Source organism: Nesterenkonia sphaerica, from assembly GCF_005771565.1.
Classification (GTDB): domain Bacteria; phylum Actinomycetota; class Actinomycetes; order Actinomycetales; family Micrococcaceae; genus Nesterenkonia; species Nesterenkonia sphaerica.
Genome location: NZ_VAWA01000002.1, coordinates 25,184 through 39,651, shown reverse-complemented (window position 1 = coordinate 39,651; position 14,468 = coordinate 25,184). Strand labels below are relative to the sequence as shown.

18 protein-coding genes and 1 pseudogene are annotated in these 14,468 nt (G+C 63.3%); 8 read left to right on the top strand and 11 right to left on the bottom strand.

The window, feature by feature from the left end; genetic code table 11:
* Positions 1 to 6 precede the first annotated feature (6 nt).
* The gene (locus FEF27_RS01695; protein ID WP_138169319.1) at positions 7 to 1,179 is read right to left on the bottom strand and encodes an acyl-CoA dehydrogenase family protein; all 1,173 of its coding nucleotides are present in this window, start codon (positions 1,177 to 1,179) and stop codon (positions 7 to 9) included.
* 204 nt (positions 1,180 to 1,383) lie between these two features.
* Between FEF27_RS01695 and FEF27_RS13825 the strand changes: the two are divergent.
* The 3 genes and pseudogenes from FEF27_RS13825 to FEF27_RS13450 all read left to right on the top strand — a co-directional run.
* Positions 1,384 to 1,527 (top strand): annotated as a pseudogene (locus FEF27_RS13825) (TetR/AcrR family transcriptional regulator); the annotation flags it as partial.
* 36 nt (positions 1,528 to 1,563) lie between these two features.
* Entirely contained in the window at positions 1,564 to 2,067 is a 504-nt protein-coding gene (locus FEF27_RS01690) for a hypothetical protein (protein WP_243728955.1), read from the top strand.
* A gap of 88 nt (positions 2,068 to 2,155) precedes the next feature.
* Positions 2,156 to 2,449, top strand: coding sequence for a hypothetical protein (locus FEF27_RS13450; RefSeq protein WP_138169102.1), 294 nt, complete (start codon positions 2,156 to 2,158; stop codon positions 2,447 to 2,449).
* 50 nt (positions 2,450 to 2,499) lie between these two features.
* On the opposite strand, the gene FEF27_RS01680 is transcribed toward FEF27_RS13450, so the two are convergent.
* From FEF27_RS01680 to rplS, 4 genes are read right to left on the bottom strand one after another with little or no spacing between them, the layout of a single operon-like run.
* Positions 2,500 to 3,186 carry a ribonuclease HII gene (locus FEF27_RS01680; RefSeq protein ID WP_138169101.1) on the bottom strand — a complete coding sequence of 229 codons (687 nt, stop codon included), beginning with the start codon at positions 3,184 to 3,186 and terminating at the stop codon, positions 2,500 to 2,502.
* Positions 3,183 to 3,902: a signal peptidase I gene (gene lepB / locus FEF27_RS01675; RefSeq protein ID WP_243728947.1), complete on the bottom strand. Its 720-nt coding sequence runs from the start codon at positions 3,900 to 3,902 to the stop codon at positions 3,183 to 3,185. The genes FEF27_RS01680 and lepB (FEF27_RS01675) overlap by 4 nt, the downstream gene beginning before the upstream one ends.
* Positions 3,899 to 4,600, bottom strand: coding sequence for a signal peptidase I (gene lepB / locus FEF27_RS01670; protein WP_243728945.1), 702 nt, complete (start codon positions 4,598 to 4,600; stop codon positions 3,899 to 3,901). The genes lepB (FEF27_RS01675) and lepB (FEF27_RS01670) overlap by 4 nt, the downstream gene beginning before the upstream one ends.
* 34 nt (positions 4,601 to 4,634) lie before the next feature.
* Positions 4,635 to 5,030: a 50S ribosomal protein L19 gene (rplS, locus tag FEF27_RS01665; RefSeq protein ID WP_138169100.1), complete on the bottom strand. Its 396-nt coding sequence runs from the start codon at positions 5,028 to 5,030 to the stop codon at positions 4,635 to 4,637.
* 388 nt (positions 5,031 to 5,418) lie between these two features.
* Between rplS and FEF27_RS01660 the strand changes: the two genes are divergently transcribed.
* Positions 5,419 to 5,862 carry an SseB family protein gene (locus FEF27_RS01660; protein ID WP_138169099.1) on the top strand — a complete coding sequence of 148 codons (444 nt, stop codon included), beginning with the start codon at positions 5,419 to 5,421 and terminating at the stop codon, positions 5,860 to 5,862.
* Here the strand turns inward: FEF27_RS01660 and trmD are convergent.
* The 6 genes from trmD to ffh all read right to left on the bottom strand — a co-directional run bounded on the left by trmD (position 5,850) and on the right by ffh (position 10,512).
* Entirely contained in the window at positions 5,850 to 6,614 is a 765-nt protein-coding gene (trmD, locus tag FEF27_RS01655) for a tRNA (guanosine(37)-N1)-methyltransferase TrmD (RefSeq protein WP_138169098.1), read from the bottom strand. The genes FEF27_RS01660 and trmD overlap by 13 nt on opposite strands.
* Positions 6,615 to 6,641: 27 nt before the next feature.
* The gene (gene rimM / locus FEF27_RS01650; RefSeq protein WP_138169097.1) at positions 6,642 to 7,202 is read right to left on the bottom strand and encodes a ribosome maturation factor RimM; all 561 of its coding nucleotides are present in this window, start codon (positions 7,200 to 7,202) and stop codon (positions 6,642 to 6,644) included.
* A gap of 20 nt (positions 7,203 to 7,222) precedes the next feature.
* Positions 7,223 to 7,480, bottom strand: a complete 258-nt coding sequence (locus tag FEF27_RS01645) for an RNA-binding protein (RefSeq protein ID WP_138169096.1) — start codon at positions 7,478 to 7,480, stop codon at positions 7,223 to 7,225.
* Positions 7,477 to 7,881 carry a 30S ribosomal protein S16 gene (gene rpsP / locus FEF27_RS01640; RefSeq protein ID WP_138169095.1) on the bottom strand — a complete coding sequence of 135 codons (405 nt, stop codon included), beginning with the start codon at positions 7,879 to 7,881 and terminating at the stop codon, positions 7,477 to 7,479. The genes FEF27_RS01645 and rpsP overlap by 4 nt, the downstream gene beginning before the upstream one ends.
* Before the next feature lie 218 nt (positions 7,882 to 8,099).
* Positions 8,100 to 8,483 (bottom strand): N-acetyltransferase, encoded by a 384-nt coding sequence (locus tag FEF27_RS01635; protein WP_166429876.1) that lies wholly within the window; start codon positions 8,481 to 8,483, stop codon positions 8,100 to 8,102.
* Between the two features lie 436 nt (positions 8,484 to 8,919).
* Complete coding sequence (ffh, locus tag FEF27_RS01630; RefSeq protein WP_138169093.1) at positions 8,920 to 10,512, bottom strand: signal recognition particle protein; 1,593 nt, start codon at positions 10,510 to 10,512, stop codon at positions 8,920 to 8,922.
* A gap of 107 nt (positions 10,513 to 10,619) precedes the next feature.
* Here ffh and FEF27_RS01625 point away from each other — a divergent pair, with 107 nt between their 5' ends.
* From FEF27_RS01625 to FEF27_RS01610, 4 genes are all read left to right on the top strand, one after another.
* Positions 10,620 to 11,159, top strand: coding sequence for a hypothetical protein (locus tag FEF27_RS01625; protein ID WP_138169092.1), 540 nt, complete (start codon positions 10,620 to 10,622; stop codon positions 11,157 to 11,159).
* Positions 11,160 to 11,169: 10 nt separating this feature from the next.
* Positions 11,170 to 11,865: a hypothetical protein gene (locus tag FEF27_RS01620; protein ID WP_138169091.1), complete on the top strand. Its 696-nt coding sequence runs from the start codon at positions 11,170 to 11,172 to the stop codon at positions 11,863 to 11,865.
* A gap of 23 nt (positions 11,866 to 11,888) precedes the next feature.
* Positions 11,889 to 13,079, top strand: coding sequence for a signal recognition particle-docking protein FtsY (gene ftsY, locus FEF27_RS01615; protein ID WP_243728942.1), 1,191 nt, complete (start codon positions 11,889 to 11,891; stop codon positions 13,077 to 13,079).
* A gap of 134 nt (positions 13,080 to 13,213) precedes the next feature.
* Complete coding sequence (locus FEF27_RS01610; protein ID WP_138169090.1) at positions 13,214 to 14,452, top strand: ammonium transporter; 1,239 nt, start codon at positions 13,214 to 13,216, stop codon at positions 14,450 to 14,452.
* Positions 14,453 to 14,468: the final 16 nt, after the last annotated feature.

Sequence of the window (14,468 nt, the reverse complement as noted above, 5' to 3'; positions counted from 1 at the left end):
CCTTAACTAGAATGCTGAGGACCCGGTCAGGTGGCGCCCAATGATCAGCGCCTGAATGGTCTCTGTGCCTTCGTAGGTGTGTAGTGCCTCTATGTCCGAGAAATGGCGGGCCACCAAATGCTTCAGCAGGATTCCGTTACCCCCGAGGAGATCTCGAGCGTTCTGAGCGATAGATCGTGCCGCTCTGGTCGCAGTGAACTTGGCCAAGGAAGCCTGCGCTCCAGACAGTGTCCCAGCGTCCTCACCCCTGGCAGCCTGCAGGACCAGTAGTTGAGCTTGAGCCAATTCCGCTGTCATCCGCGCCAATCTTTCCTGCACGACTTGAGAGCCTGCCAATGGTCTGCCGAATTGGTAACGCTGTTGCGCATAGTGCACGGCGGCCTCGTAACAGGCAGTGGCCTGCCCCAGTGCCGCCCAGGCCACCCCTACCCGGGTCGTGAACAGGACAGTGGAAGTATCACGGAAGGACTGTGCCCCGGGGAGCACTGCGCTGTCCGGCACGAAGACCTCTTCTAAGCGAATATGCGCCTGATGAATAGCTCGGAGTGCGGTCTTGCCCTCCATGGTCTTCGCATAATAGCCAGGGGACTCTTGAGGAACTACGAAACCCTTGACCTTCTCATCGACCACAGACCGGGCCCAAACCACGGTGACCCCACCACTGGAGCCATTCCCAATCCATTTCTTCTGGCCGCTGACCAGCCATCCCCCATCAGTGGGAACAGCTTTGGATTCCAAACGTACCGAATCAGAGCCGTGAGTCGGCTCAGTTAAGGCGAAGGCCCCCAGCAAGTCTCCGCTGGCCATTTTCGGCAGATAGCGCTCTTTCTGCTCAGATGAACCGTGAAGTTCGATGGAGCGCATTGCGAGCCCCCCTTGGACTGCTACGACCGTTGCCATGGAGCCGTCACCGCGTGCCAACTCCATGCTGACAAGGCCTGCTGCGACGCGAGAGACTTCAGGGGCGCCAGCCACGGTCACTCCATCGCGGAGAAGGTCCAAGTCGCCCATTTTTCGGACCAAATGAAGCGGATACTGAGCCTGCTCCCAGTAATCGGCTATCACCGGCGCGACATCCTTCTCCACGAAGACGCGAGCCCGTTTCCAACCGTCAGTCTCGGCCGCTGAGAGTCTGGTGTAAATGCCCATGGGATCCGAGTCCAAGGGCTCATGAACCATGTATTGCGGGTCGTCATCATCGGTCGCGTCAAACGACAGCGGGCGTGTCTGATCCGTCACGGGGGCTCCTGGTATGAGTGGTTTAGAGCGAAGAGCCGCAATGTGTCCCAAGTCACGCGGCTGTCAACTAGACTGGGTGATACTCCGTCTCATGTCAAGCGACTGAGAATCAAGGATTCGTGAATCTCGGAAAGGGGAACGGCCTTGGAAAGCCGCCTACACCTGGTTACATCCCTCATTCACCTGCTCAACGAGCGAGGCTGGGATGCCACCACAGTAGATGAACTTGCAAGGGTCGCAGGCATTAGCCGGGCAACTTTCTTTCGTGTGTACGGGTCAAAGGAAGATCTCGTTTTCGCTGACCATGCAGTGATGCTAGAGCGTTTGGACGCCTTCCTGGCCGAGACCGATCACGATGTGGCCTCAGCAATGAGGGAGGGGCTCATGCTCGTTTTCCGGTACCACCTCGAGGACAAGGAGCGCACATTGGCCAGGCATCGCCTCCTCAAGCAATCGGTTCAGCTGCGCAACCGCGAGTTGCTAACCTCCCACCGATATGAACGACTATTCAGGCGTTGGCTTCAAACCCGACTAGGTGATGAGGGCGTCCATGACTCAGTGGCCGTTGGTCTCGCGGGGGCGGCGGTGGCACTGCACAATTCGTACTTGCGTAGGTGGCTCCTGAATCCATCTCTTGAGATTCTTGAGCAGTTCCAAAACGAAGCGAAGAAGCTGATTCGGGTTTTCCTATCGGGCTACAACGTGGACGGGATTGTCACAGACCGGACAGGAGGTCCCGTGGCTGTAGTGACGATACTCGGCGAAATCTCCGATACGGAGGAGGTCTGCGACGCCGTCCGGGGCGCTTTGACTGTTCGCTCACCCTGAAGCAAGCGCATCGATCGGATTCTGGTGCCGGGCGTAATTGCCGTGAGGCAACTAAGGGTGGCCTCTAGAGGGACATGACTCTGCCGGTATGGAAGCTGACACGGCCACAGCCCCGGCACTCGCCTCAGCTTCGGAGACGCACCTGGGTTCTGCATGCAACATTAGCAAGTCGAACGTGTACCAAGCCCTGCACCTCAGCAATGGTTCCAACGTGATCGGCATTGCGCTCAAGAACTCACCGCAAAGCACAAGGGAGCTTGAGCATGAAATGGAGGCGATCGAAGCAGAGGTGATGGAGCGGCTAGTCCCCCTGCGGTTGGGAAGCACAAAACGGGAGCCTCACCACCCGTGGGTCGGGTTTTCCTTGCTCCAACGGCAGTGACCCAGTCGGATCAAGGCAATGGACGGCAAGAGCCACGCTTGGCCAGCAACCTACAATCCAGGCAGTGGTTCCAGGCCGAGGCTCCAGGACCTGCGGTGGTGCTCGGTGGGTCCGGAGGCGCGGATCGCCTCCCGATGGACCGCAGAGCCGTACCCCTTATTGGATTCCCAGCAGAACTCGGGGTGTTCGGCTGCCAGCTGGGTCATCAGTCCGTCCCGCTGCACCTTAGCCAGCACGGAGGCACACGCCACGCTCAGGGCCTGCGTATCTGCCTTCGGCATAGTCAGCACCGGCACGGCAGCGTTGAGCCAGTCATGGACGCCGTCGAGAATCACGTGGTCCACCGGTCTGCCCAGCTGCTCATGGACGGCTGCGAGCCCGGCCCGTCCAGCGGCACCCAGCGCCGCGGTGAGGCCCACGGCGTCGATGGTCTCAGGCGAGGAGTGCTGCACACTGTACGCTTCGGCATGGTCACAGATGGAGGGCTGCCACTGCTGCCGCGCCGCAGCGGAAAGCAGCTTGGAGTCCCGGACCCCGTCCAGCGGCGCCCAGACCCCCGCACCGGAGGACTGCACCTCCTGCGGCAGCTGGCGCAGATCGAACACGACGACGCCCACAGTGACCGGCCCGGCCAGCGCGCCCCTGCCGACTTCGTCAATCCCGGCAATCAGCCGGCTGCCCGTCTGCGCCGCGAGGCGCAGCTCAGGTAGCAGAGTGGCGTTCGCGGCGCGGCTCACGGCGGATCCGGGACGTGCTCGAAGGGCTCTCGGTCAGTTCCGCCGCCGCCCCACCGCTCCACCGGCCAGACGATGCTCAGCGTCCGACCGATGATGTCATCCTGCGGCACTGCGCCTTGGTCGGGCTCGTCCACATGGGCGCGCGAATCGGCGGAGGCACCGCGATGATCACCCAACAACCAGACGTGGTCGTCCGGCACAGTGACGTCGAAGGCGGCATCGGAGGGTTTCATGCCCGGGTAGATGTACGGCTCGTCGATGGGCTCACCGTTGACCAGGATGCGGTCCTGATCGTCGCAGCACTCCACCTGGTCGCCTTCGAGCCCGACGACGCGTTTGACCACATAGTGGCTGGCGGTGTCCGGTGCCAATCCGATGAAAATGAGCGCGTCCTGCACCGGGGTGGTCTCCGGCTCCGGGCCGCCCCACCAGCTGCGGGTGTCTTCAAAGACCACCACATCACCGCGCTGGATGTCCATCACATCGGGGGCCAGCAGGTTCACCACAATCCGATCGTTGATCTCCAGGGTGGGCTGCATCGATTCCGACGGGATGTAGAAGGCGCGCAACAGGAACGTCTTGATCACAAAGGAGATCACGATCGCCATCACCACGATCACGGTGAGTTCAATCAGGAAAGACAGTGCCCAGTGCCGCTGGCGCTTCGGCTTCTGCTCAGGGCCGGAGTCCCCGGCGTGGCTCTCTGCAGCGCTCACCGCAGGCCTCCTTCAAGTCCACGTCGGTCCTCCCATGGCCAGACCACGGAGGTGGCCAGCCCAATGATTCGCTCCTCGCTGATCATACCGCCGCCGGGTGCGCCCAGGAGGTCACGGGAGTCCACCGAGGTGTCCCGGTTGTCCCCCATCACCCAAATGCGGCCTTCTGGGATCGCGGCCTCAAAAGTCAGGTCGGAGGCCGGGTGCTCGGGACTGGGCTCATGGGAGAGATAGGTTTCGGTCAGCGGCTCACCATTGACCGTCAGTTCGCCTGAACTGGTGCAGCAGGCCACCACGTCCCCTTCTGCTCCGAGGACCCGTTTGACGTAGACGTCCGGGGCTGAGCCCAAACCCACCCAGTGCCCGAGGGTCTCCAGCGTCCGGACCATACTGGGGCCTCCCTGGTACGGGGTGAAGGATCCTTCCCCGTCAAAGACCACGATGTCGCCCCTCTGAGGTCCCAGGTCCCCAGGGTAGTTCTTCGCCACCGCAATCCGTTCACCATCGCGCAGGGTGGGGTCCATGGAGTCCTGGTTGACTGCGTAGAAGTCCACCGCGAAGACCCGGATCAGCGTGCTGAGCACAATCGCGAACAGGAGCACGACGCCGCCGGCGTAGACCCAGCGTCTGCGCCGGCTTAACAGCCGAGAGCCCCGAGGTTCAGAGCGGGGCTCAGAAGTCTCGGGGCTCTCGGGCACGTTGCGGTGCTTTGGTAATGTCGGCGCTCGAGGCTCAGGCCTCGACGACTTCCTCCACGTCCTGACCCTTGGCGCGAGCCACACGGGACTCACGCTTCTCGCGAATGCGGGCAGCCTTGCCGTGGCGGTCGCGCATGTAGTACAGCTTGGCGCGGCGCACGTCACCGCGGGCGGTGACCTCGATCTTCTCGATCACTGGGGAGTGCACCGGGAAGGTCCGCTCCACACCGACGCCGAAGGAGACCTTCCGGACGGTGAAGGTCTCGCGCAGCCCTGAGCCCTGACGGCCCAGCACGTAGCCTTTGAAGACCTGGACACGGGTGGTTTTACCTTCAACAATGTTCACGTGCACATTGACGGTGTCGCCGGGGGCGAAGTCGGGGACGTCGCTGCGCTTGCTGGCGGCATCCACAAAGTCGAGCTTCTGCATGGTTTCTCCTCCAGGGTGCTGCCACAGGTCAACGCCCTGATATCAGGGACGCGGACCGCCGGCGCAGCTCGCGCCGACGGTACTGGTCATAAGTCTTGTCTCCGGCGCGAGCGGACTGCTCGCGCAACGGGTCCTGGCTGTGTGGTGCCGCTCCCCTGTGGCAGAGCCGGCGCCCAGCAGGCACAGCACTCCATCTTATGCGGTGCGGCCCGTTTTCTCCACTTCTCGGGCAGAGGTTCTGACCACCCGGATTTTCGCTCAGCGCCCAAAAACCCCGGTATGGGGCGTTCAGCCCTCGCACCGGCCCCCGGGTCTCCCGTAGCGTGGGCGACGACGGCACGGCCGTTGCTGACCTGAGGAACGAGTCGATACTGAAGAGAGAAAGAACATGACTGAGACACCTACAGACACCATCCCGGAGCTGCAGCAGGCTCTGAAGGACGCCACGCAGAACCGTACCGAGGAAGGCTTCTTGCAGGATGACGTCACCAACGTCCTCAACGCGTTTCTGAACAGCCCGGTCTACGTGGCCAGCTCGGAGGACCCCCAGGGAGAGAAAGGCACCAACCTGCTGATGGTGCAGGACGATGAGGGCAATGCACTGCCGGTGCTGTTCAGCACTGCCGAGGCGGCCGGGGAGCACCACGAGCAGGCACCGCATGTAGTGGAGACCAATGGCATCACCCTGGTCCAGTCCCTCAAGGACGTCGGCGTGGTCCTGGACCCGATGAGCGAGCACCAGTTCCTGATCCCGGCTGAGCAGATGAGCTCCATGCGCAGCTTCGTGGAGGAGCGCCTGGCCCAGGCGGAACAAGCACCTCAGCAGGACTGATGCTTCTGCCACAGGTCGGGGCGGATCCGCTGGGTCCGCTCTTCGGCTTGGCTCCGGCGCCATGCCTGGATCTTGGCATGGTTGCCGGAGAGCAGCACTTCAGGAATCTCCTGGCCCCGCCACTGGGCAGGCTTGGTGTACACCGGGTACTCCAACAGCCCGTCGCTGTGTGACTCCTCCTCCAGGGAGGCCTCATTGCCGAGCACCCCGGGGATCAGCCGGGTGATCGCTTCGACCATCACCACCACTGCGGACTCTCCCCCGTTGAGCACGTAGTCCCCGATGCTCAGCCGCCGCACTTGGCATCGAGTCTCCGCCCACTCGGTGAAGCGTTCATCGATGCCCTCGAAACGGGCGGGAGCGAAGATCAGATGTTTCCGCTGCGCCAGCTGCTGGGCCGTCTGCTGGGTGAAAACCTCCCCTGAGGGGGTGGGAATGATCAGCACTGGCGAGTCGATGGCGTCCGCGGCCGCCCCGGTACCTGCCGCCTCGGCTGCCGGGGTGTGGGCGGCGTCGTCGGAGCGCTGCTCCAATACGTGATCCAGGGCAAGCGCCCACGGTTCAGGCTTCATCACCATGCCGGCTCCGCCCCCGGCTGGCGGGGAGTCAACGCTGCGGTGCTTGTCAAAGGTGAAGTCGCGCAGGTTGTGGCGCTGAATCTGCAGCAGCCCGTCCTGCTGGGCCCGGCCGATCAGTGAAAGATTCAGCGAGTCAAAGAACTCGGGGAGAATTGAGATCAGGTCGATTTTCATCTCAATGCCCCCGGCTCATGGAACAGGTCATGGAAAGAGACCCGCTGGTGGGGTGAGGGTGACGACTTGCTGCTGCGCATCGATCTGGGGCACCAGCTCGTCCACGAACGGCACCATGACTTCCTCCCCGGATGGGGTGGTCACTACCAGGAGGTCTTGGGCGGGGCCGGTGAGCAGCGCGGAGACGGTCCCCAGCAATGCCCCCTGGTCGCTGAGGCAGCGGAAGCCTTCCAGTTCATGGGAGTACCAGCCGTCGGCGGCGTCGTCGTGCGTTTCCGGGGCCTCAATGAAGAGGACGGACCCACGCAGGTCCTCAGCGCCGTCGCGGTCGTTGACTTCCTCGAATCCCAGCAGGCAGATCTTCTTATTCCACCGCTGGGTGGTGACGGTGAGCGTGGTCTGTGGTGCGCCTGCAGCCTCACGCAGCAGCACCGCACCCGGTGCCAGACGCTGGGCAGGGTCGTCGGTGAAGAGTTCCACGGTGACTTCGCCGCGGACCCCGTGGGGTTTGCCAATACGAGCGACCCGCAGACGCTCACCCGGTGCGGGCGAAGTCTGCGGGTCGGAACCGTATTCAGAATGATCCATGGGGCCTGCCCTATGGGTGTTCAGCGGCGACGGTCAGTGTCGACGACGTCGACGCGGACATCATTGCCGCCGGGCAACGCTGCGATCACCGTGCGCAGAGCTTTCGCTGTGCGGCCGGCACGCCCGATGACGCGGCCTAAGTCCTCGGGGTGGACCAGCACCTGGAGGGTGTCGTAGCGCCGGCCGGACTTGCGGCGGACGTCGACCTCCTCAGGTGAGTCGACAATCCCGCGGACCAGGTGCTCCAGGGCGTCGGTGAGCGCAGCGTCAGTGCTCATGCGTCCGTTTTCTCCTCGGCGGAGGCCTCAGCAGCAGGCTGCTCGTCCTTGGAGCTCTTGGTCTCTTTGATGACGGAGCCCTTGGACGGAGCGGTGAACTCTTCTTTGGGTGCCCGGGTCTTCAGCGTGCCCTCGGTACCCTCCAGGCCCTTGAACTTCTGCCAGTCACCGGTGATGGTCAGCAGCTGCTTGACCTGCTCAGTGGGCTGCGCGCCCACGGAGAGCCAGTACTGGGCCCGCTCGGAGTTGATCTCGATGAACGAGGGCTCCTCAATGGGCTGGTACTTGCCGATCTCTTCGATGCTCTTGCCATCGCGCTTGACGCGGGAATCGGCGACGACGACGCGGTACTGGGGGGCGAACTTCTTGCCCATTCGCTTCAGACGAATTTTGACTGCCACTTGTGTGGTTACTCCTGTAGGTATTGGGTCGCGCACTCAAGACACTTGCTGCGTGGGGTGATGCAAACAGCCATTGCCGTGCGCTTGAACATTGGACAGGCCGGTGAGATGAGAGGGTGCTCACTGAACCTGCGCAAGGTACCTGTGTATTCTGCCAGATAATCCCGCCTGACGCATTTCGTCATCACTGCTGGCGGGTCTTAGGTCGGTCAGCCCCGCTAGGGGTGGACCCAGAGCTCAAGGCCTTCTTGGATCTGCCGGACATAGGTAAGACCGCGGCTCCGAAAAAGCCGCTGGCTGGCCGTGTTCGTTGATTCGATCTTCGCCAGCGTTGGCCACGAATTGGCGTTCGTCTTTCTATCGCGATTCTCATCCAGCGTGTTGAGGGCCAGGTCCAGCATGCGTCGTCCAATCCCCTGCCCCTGGGCATCAATTTGTACTGCCAAGAGCGCGATGAGAAAGTACCCCGCATCATCACTGGGTGCCGACACGGAGTCCTCCGCCGCTCGCAGATATACGACGCTGAGTAGTTGTCGCTGATTGATGCCAAGGAGCAACATGTCGTCCGGGTCCAACTTGTGCGGCTTCAGGCTGCGGACCATTGACTGCGCACTTAGTGCATGCGGCTGCGGATGATACCTTCCACGGTTCTTGTCGTACTGCCACTTGCTAGGTTCCGCACAGCGGAACTGCTCAAGTGCAGCCGTGTGATGGCGCGCAGCCTGAGTAAAGGTGATATCCACCTATTTGGCGGGACGCTCTGTAGCCTCTAGAGCGCTTCGCGCCGCCTGCAACTCTTCACTTGTGACATGACAATGCCGCTGCCGGTAGAGCTCCGCGTAGTGCTCGCGCTCACCCTGAGACAGCCCGTCGTCGTCTGGCGTCACAACGAGTTCCACACTCTGCGGGGATGCATACCTCAGGGTATGCATGCCAGAAAGTGTCAGTGCGCTCATGGACCTATGATACTCCGACTAAAACCGCGCGTGAAGCGGCGCGTGAACCACCGCATCTTCCTCGACCACAGGCGCCGGAGACCTACTTCAGGTATTTCTCGAAGCCCTTGGGAAGATTCAGTTCCTCCGCGTTGAAGTCTGCGGCACCTGGACCGAAGCTGGAGCCGTCCTTCTGCTTCTGTGTCTTGCGCAGCTCCGCCTCACGGGCTTGCTGGGCGGCTTTCGCGGGGTTGCCTGATTTAGCTTTGGGCTTCTTGCCCTTGCCTTTGCCCTTCTTCCGGCCCCCTGCAGCCCCCATGCCCGGCATCGCACCGGCAGGGATCCCGGGCATTCCCGGCATATCCGGCATGCCGCCGCCGGAGGCCATCTTCTTCATCATCTTGGCGGCCTGACCGAACCGCTCCAGAAGCTGGTTGACCTCCGAGACGTGGACCCCGGACCCCCGGGCGATACGGGCCCGGCGGGAGCCGTTGATGATCTTCGGGGCGTTGCGCTCATGCGGGGTCATGGAATTGATGATCGCCTCGACCCGGTCCAGCTGGGAGTCGTCGAACTGCTCCAGCTGCTGGCGCATCCCGGCAGCCCCGGGCATCATGCCCAGCAGCTTCTTCATCGAGCCCATCTTCTTGATCTGCTGCATCTGGGCCCGGAAGTCCTCAAGGGTGAAGTCTTCCTGGTCGGCAAACTTCTGGGCCATTTTGGCCGCTTCGTCCTTGTCCCAGGAGGCCTCTGCCTGTTCGATCAGGCTGAGGATGTCCCCCATGTCCAAGATCCGCCGGGCCATCCGGTCCGGGTGGAAGACCTCGAAGTCCTTCAGGCCCTCGCCGGTGGAGGCGTACATCACCGGCTTGCCGGTCACCGAGGCCACTGACAGAGCGGCACCACCGCGGGCGTCACCATCGAGCTTGGTGAGCACCACTCCGCTGAAGTCGACGCCTTCGTTGAATGCCTGAGCGGTGTTGACCGCGTCCTGACCGATCATCGCATCGATGACGAACAAGGTTTCATGAGCGTTGACAGCTGACTTGATATTGGCCGCCTGGCGCATCAGCTCCTCGTCCACACCGAGGCGCCCGGCGGTGTCAATGATGACCACATCATGCAGGCTGTCCTTGGCGTGTGCCACACCCTGTTCAGCCACTGCCACCGGGTCCCCGGTGGCCGCCTCAGACTCGGAGCTGACTCCCGGATGCGGCGCGAAGACGGGCACTCCGGCCCGCTGCCCGCCCACCTGCAGCTGTTTCACCGCATTGGGACGCTGCAAGTCACAGGCCACCAGCACCGGGGTGTGTCCCTGGTTCTTCAGGTGCAGGGCCAGTTTGCCTGCCAGCGTGGTCTTACCCGCACCCTGGAGGCCGGCAAGCATGATGATGGTCGGCGGCTGCTTGGCGAACTCCAGCTGCCGGGTCTGCCCACCGAGGATGCCCACCAGCTCCTCGTTGACAATCTTGACCACCTGCTGGCCCGGGTTCAGCGCCTGGGCCACCTCAGCTCCCAAGGCACGCGCTTTGATCCGGGCAATGAACTCCCTGACCACCGGGACGGCGACGTCGGCGTCGAGTAGGGCCCGCCGGATCTCCCGGGCGGTGCCGTCAATGTCAGCCTCAGTCAGCTTGCCCTTGCCGCGGAGGTTCTTGAACGTCGCTGTGAGGCGATCTGAGAGCGAGTTGAACACGTCGGGTGCGCTTCCTTAAAGACTCATGGTGCGGTCAGTCCGGGGTGTTCAGCCCCAGATTGAAGCTGCACCCAGACTCGAAACTGTCAAAGCTCTAGAGTAACAATGTGAACCAAGACCAGGACGCACAGGTTATTAAGTCAGCGCTGGGTACCCACCTGGCCTACCTCCGTGCCGCTGAAACTGGTCACCGGTCAGCCGGGCGCGCCCTGTCACAGCATCCTGAGCTCTCCGCTGTGCTGGCCCAGCAGCGCAGCCCCATCGCCCGCTCCGCCGCCCACCGGGCACGTGGTGCCTCCTTCGGTCAGCGCGCCGAGTTCGTGGAACAGCTCTTGGACTTTCCGGTCGCCGGGCTGCGATCGCTGACTGCCGGGGATATGCGCTCCCTTCAGGTGCCCGCTCATATTGGTGCCACTGCGGTGCCGGCCGAGCTCGCCGAGGCCATCGCCGGCCGTGAGGCCGCCGCCCGGTGGGCCGGTGCCAAGCCCGTCACCCGGCCGGCCGAACCTCACACGCAGGACCCGCCGGCGCCCGAGCCGAAGGCCCCTGATCCCACACCTGTGCCTCAACGGCCAGCCGCCCGTTCCGGCGAGGCCTCCAGTCCGCGTGTCCGCCGCAGCTTCTGGGACGTAGTGCGAGGTAAGTAGGATCGGAACTATGAGTAATAGCACCCAGCCCGAGAACGTGGATCTCTCTGAGGACTTTGAACACCACAGTGAGGATGACGAGCTGGCTGAACTGGAAAAGGCCGCCGAGAGCCAGCCTGCGGATGAGCCCGCGGAGGGGCCTGCGGATGACACCACCGAGGAGATCCTGGCCCCCAGCGACATCGGCGACAACGCTCACCAGGTCGTAACCGCCCTGCTGGGGCATCAGCAGGACCTGGTCGCGGAACTGCGCAGTGTCTACGAACAGCTCGAACACGTCCGCCAGGTGGAATACACAGCCCTGGAAACCCGGGTCCAGGAGGCCGAGGCCACGGTGGCAGCGGCCCCCTCCTCCAGCGAGCTGACGGAGTTGCTGAACGTGCTGGACAATGTCTCTGCCTCCCTGCAGGAGCAGGAGCAGCGGCAGAGCGGGTTCGATGAAGCCCTGCGCGAGGCGCAGAATAGTTTCGCTGTCCAATTGGCGGAACGTGATGCGCAGCTGGCCGCCCAGCACGCCCGGATCGACCAGCTGGAGGGCGCTGTCACCGCGGCAGCCGAATCCGCCGACTCCGCGCACGAGAAACTGGAGGTCCTGGCCAAGGAGACCGAGTCCAGCCTCATCCACCGGGTCAGTGAACGGGTCTCGCCTGCGGCCCAGCAGGCACGCCACGCCCTGCACACTATTCGCGGCCGCTTCCGCAGATAACCTCCTGTGCGAGACTGGAGTGCGTGGAAACTTCAGTCTTTATTACGTCCATAGTCCTCGGCGTCGTCCTGCTGTCCCTGCTGGGCCTGTTCCTAGTCAAGGGCCGCCCGCTTACCCCCGGGAAACCCTCCAAGGAGTTCCCCGAGACTCGGGATCCGGATGACCTGCCACCAGGTGCTCCGGAGGAGCCCGATGGCGCCACGTTAGTCGCAGACCGGCCTGAGGCCACTCCTGCAGACCTTGATGTGGAGGTCCCGGAGGCACCGGCTGAAACGGTGCTGGAGACCCCGGAGGCACCGGAGACGCGGCTGGCTCGCCTGCGCGCCCGGTTGGTGAAGTCCAACAACATCTTCAGCAAATCCCTCCTTGCCCTGCTGAGTCAGGATGAGATCGACGACGCCGTCTGGGAAGAGATCGAGGAGACGCTGCTCAGCGCTGACCTCGGTGCGGACTCCACCTTTGAACTGGTGGACACCCTGCGCGAACGCGTGAAGGTGGAAGGCTCCAAGGACCCGGACCGGGTGCGGGCGATCCTCCGCGAGGAGCTGATCAAGCTGGTGGACCCGGAGTTTGACCGCAGTCTCGCCGTCGAGGTCGCTGACCGCCCTGCGGTGGTGCTGGTCGTCGGCGTCAATGGCGTGGGCAAGACCACCACGGTGGGCAAGCTGGCGCGAGTGCTGGTGGCCGAAGACAAAGATGTCCTGCTCGGTGCCGCAGACACCTTCCGCGCCGCTGCGGCGGAGCAGCTGACCACCTGGGGCGCCCGGGTCGGAGTACCGACCGTCTCTTCCGAGGTTGAAGGCGCCGACCCCGCCTCTGTCGCCTTTGAGGCAGTGGATAAAGCCACTGAGCTGGAGACCGATGTGGTGATGGTCGACACTGCCGGGCGCCTGCAGAACAAGGCGAACCTCATGGACGAGCTCGGCAAGGTCAAGCGCGTGATTGAAAAGAAGTCCCCGGTGGATGAGGTGCTGCTGGTCCTCGACGCCACCACCGGGCAGAACGGGCTGAGCCAGGCCAAGATCTTCTCCGAGGTCGTCGACGTCACCGGCATTGTGCTGACCAAACTCGACGGCACCGCCCGTGGCGGCATCGTGGTCGCCATCCAGAAGCAGCTGGGCGTGCCGGTGAAGCTCATCGGCCTCGGTGAGGGCCCCGATGACCTCGCTCCCTTCGACACCGAGTCGTTTGTGGACGCGCTGCTGGAGGAATAGCTCCCCGGGGCCTGCCGGAGAGATTTTACGCCGGGGAAACATTGGGGCACCCGAGGCGAAACACGCAGCCGCCAGCATGGAAGTCAGCTCGCACCGGTGACGGTCACCGGTGAGTGACGTTCCTGGAGGTAACGATGGAAGCTGACGTTATTTGGGTGGTGGTGGCCGGCGCACTTGTGCTGTTCATGACACCTGGCCTGGCACTTTTCTACGGCGGTCTGACCCAGACCAAGTCCGCGGTGAACATGATGATGATGAGCTTCGCGGCCATGGGACTGGTGGCGATCACCTGGACCCTGTGGGGCGATGCGATGTCTTTCGGGACCTCCATCGGCGGTCTGTTCGGCAACCCCGCGGACAATTTTGCGGCCATGGCCTCCTTTGAGGGCGCAGGCGATGAGCTGGTGTGGGTCGGCTTCGGCGGCACCTTCGCCATCATCACCACGGCGTTGATCTCCGGGGCCATCGCCGACCGCGCCAAGTTCTCGGCGTGGATGATCTTCGTGCCGATCTGGCTGACCCTGGTCTACGCTCCGCTGGCCCACTGGGTCTGGGGCGACGGCGGCCTGCTGGTTGAGGGCGGACTCATCGGTGACGCCGTCGGTGAGGCGGTCGACTTCGCCGGCGGACTGGTGGTGCACATGTGCGCCGGACTGGCCGCCCTGGCACTGGTGCTCGTGATCGGACCACGCAGCAACTTCGCGCCGACCAAACCTCACAATGTGCCTTTTGTGCTGCTGGGTGCCTCCATCCTGTGGTTCGGCTGGTTCGGCTTCAACCTGGGCGAGGCAGGCAGCACGGATGAGATCTCGTTGAACTGGCTGAACACCATGCTGGCCCCCGCCGCCGCGCTGACCGCCTGGCTGCTGACCGAATGGGCCCGCGGCAAGAAACCCTCCCCGGTGGGTGCCGCCTCCGGTATCGTCGCCGGGCTGGTGGCCATCACCCCGGCGGTTGCCCATGTCCAGCCGCTGGGAGCTATTGTCCTGGGCGCGGTCTCCGGAACCATCTGCTGCTTCGCGGTGGACTTCAAGTACGGCAAGTATGACGACACCTTGGATGTGGTGGGTCTGCACTTCGTCGCAGGGCTGTGGGGCACCGTGGCTATCGGGCTCTTCGGCTATGAGGACATCTACGGTGAGGGCCGCACCGGTCTGCTGATCGGCGGTGGGCTTGAACTGCTGGTCGCCCAGATTGTGGCAGTGGTGGTGACCCTGGTCTTCGCCTTCGGTGCTACCTACCTGATTGGGATGGCCATTCATAAAACCATCGGCTTCCGGGTAGAGGACACCGTGGAGGTCACCGGTATTGACTCCGCCGCCCACCAGACGGAGGCCTACGTGATCGCTTCCCCGGAAACGGTCTCGCGGTAACCCCGCTCTCAGCTGC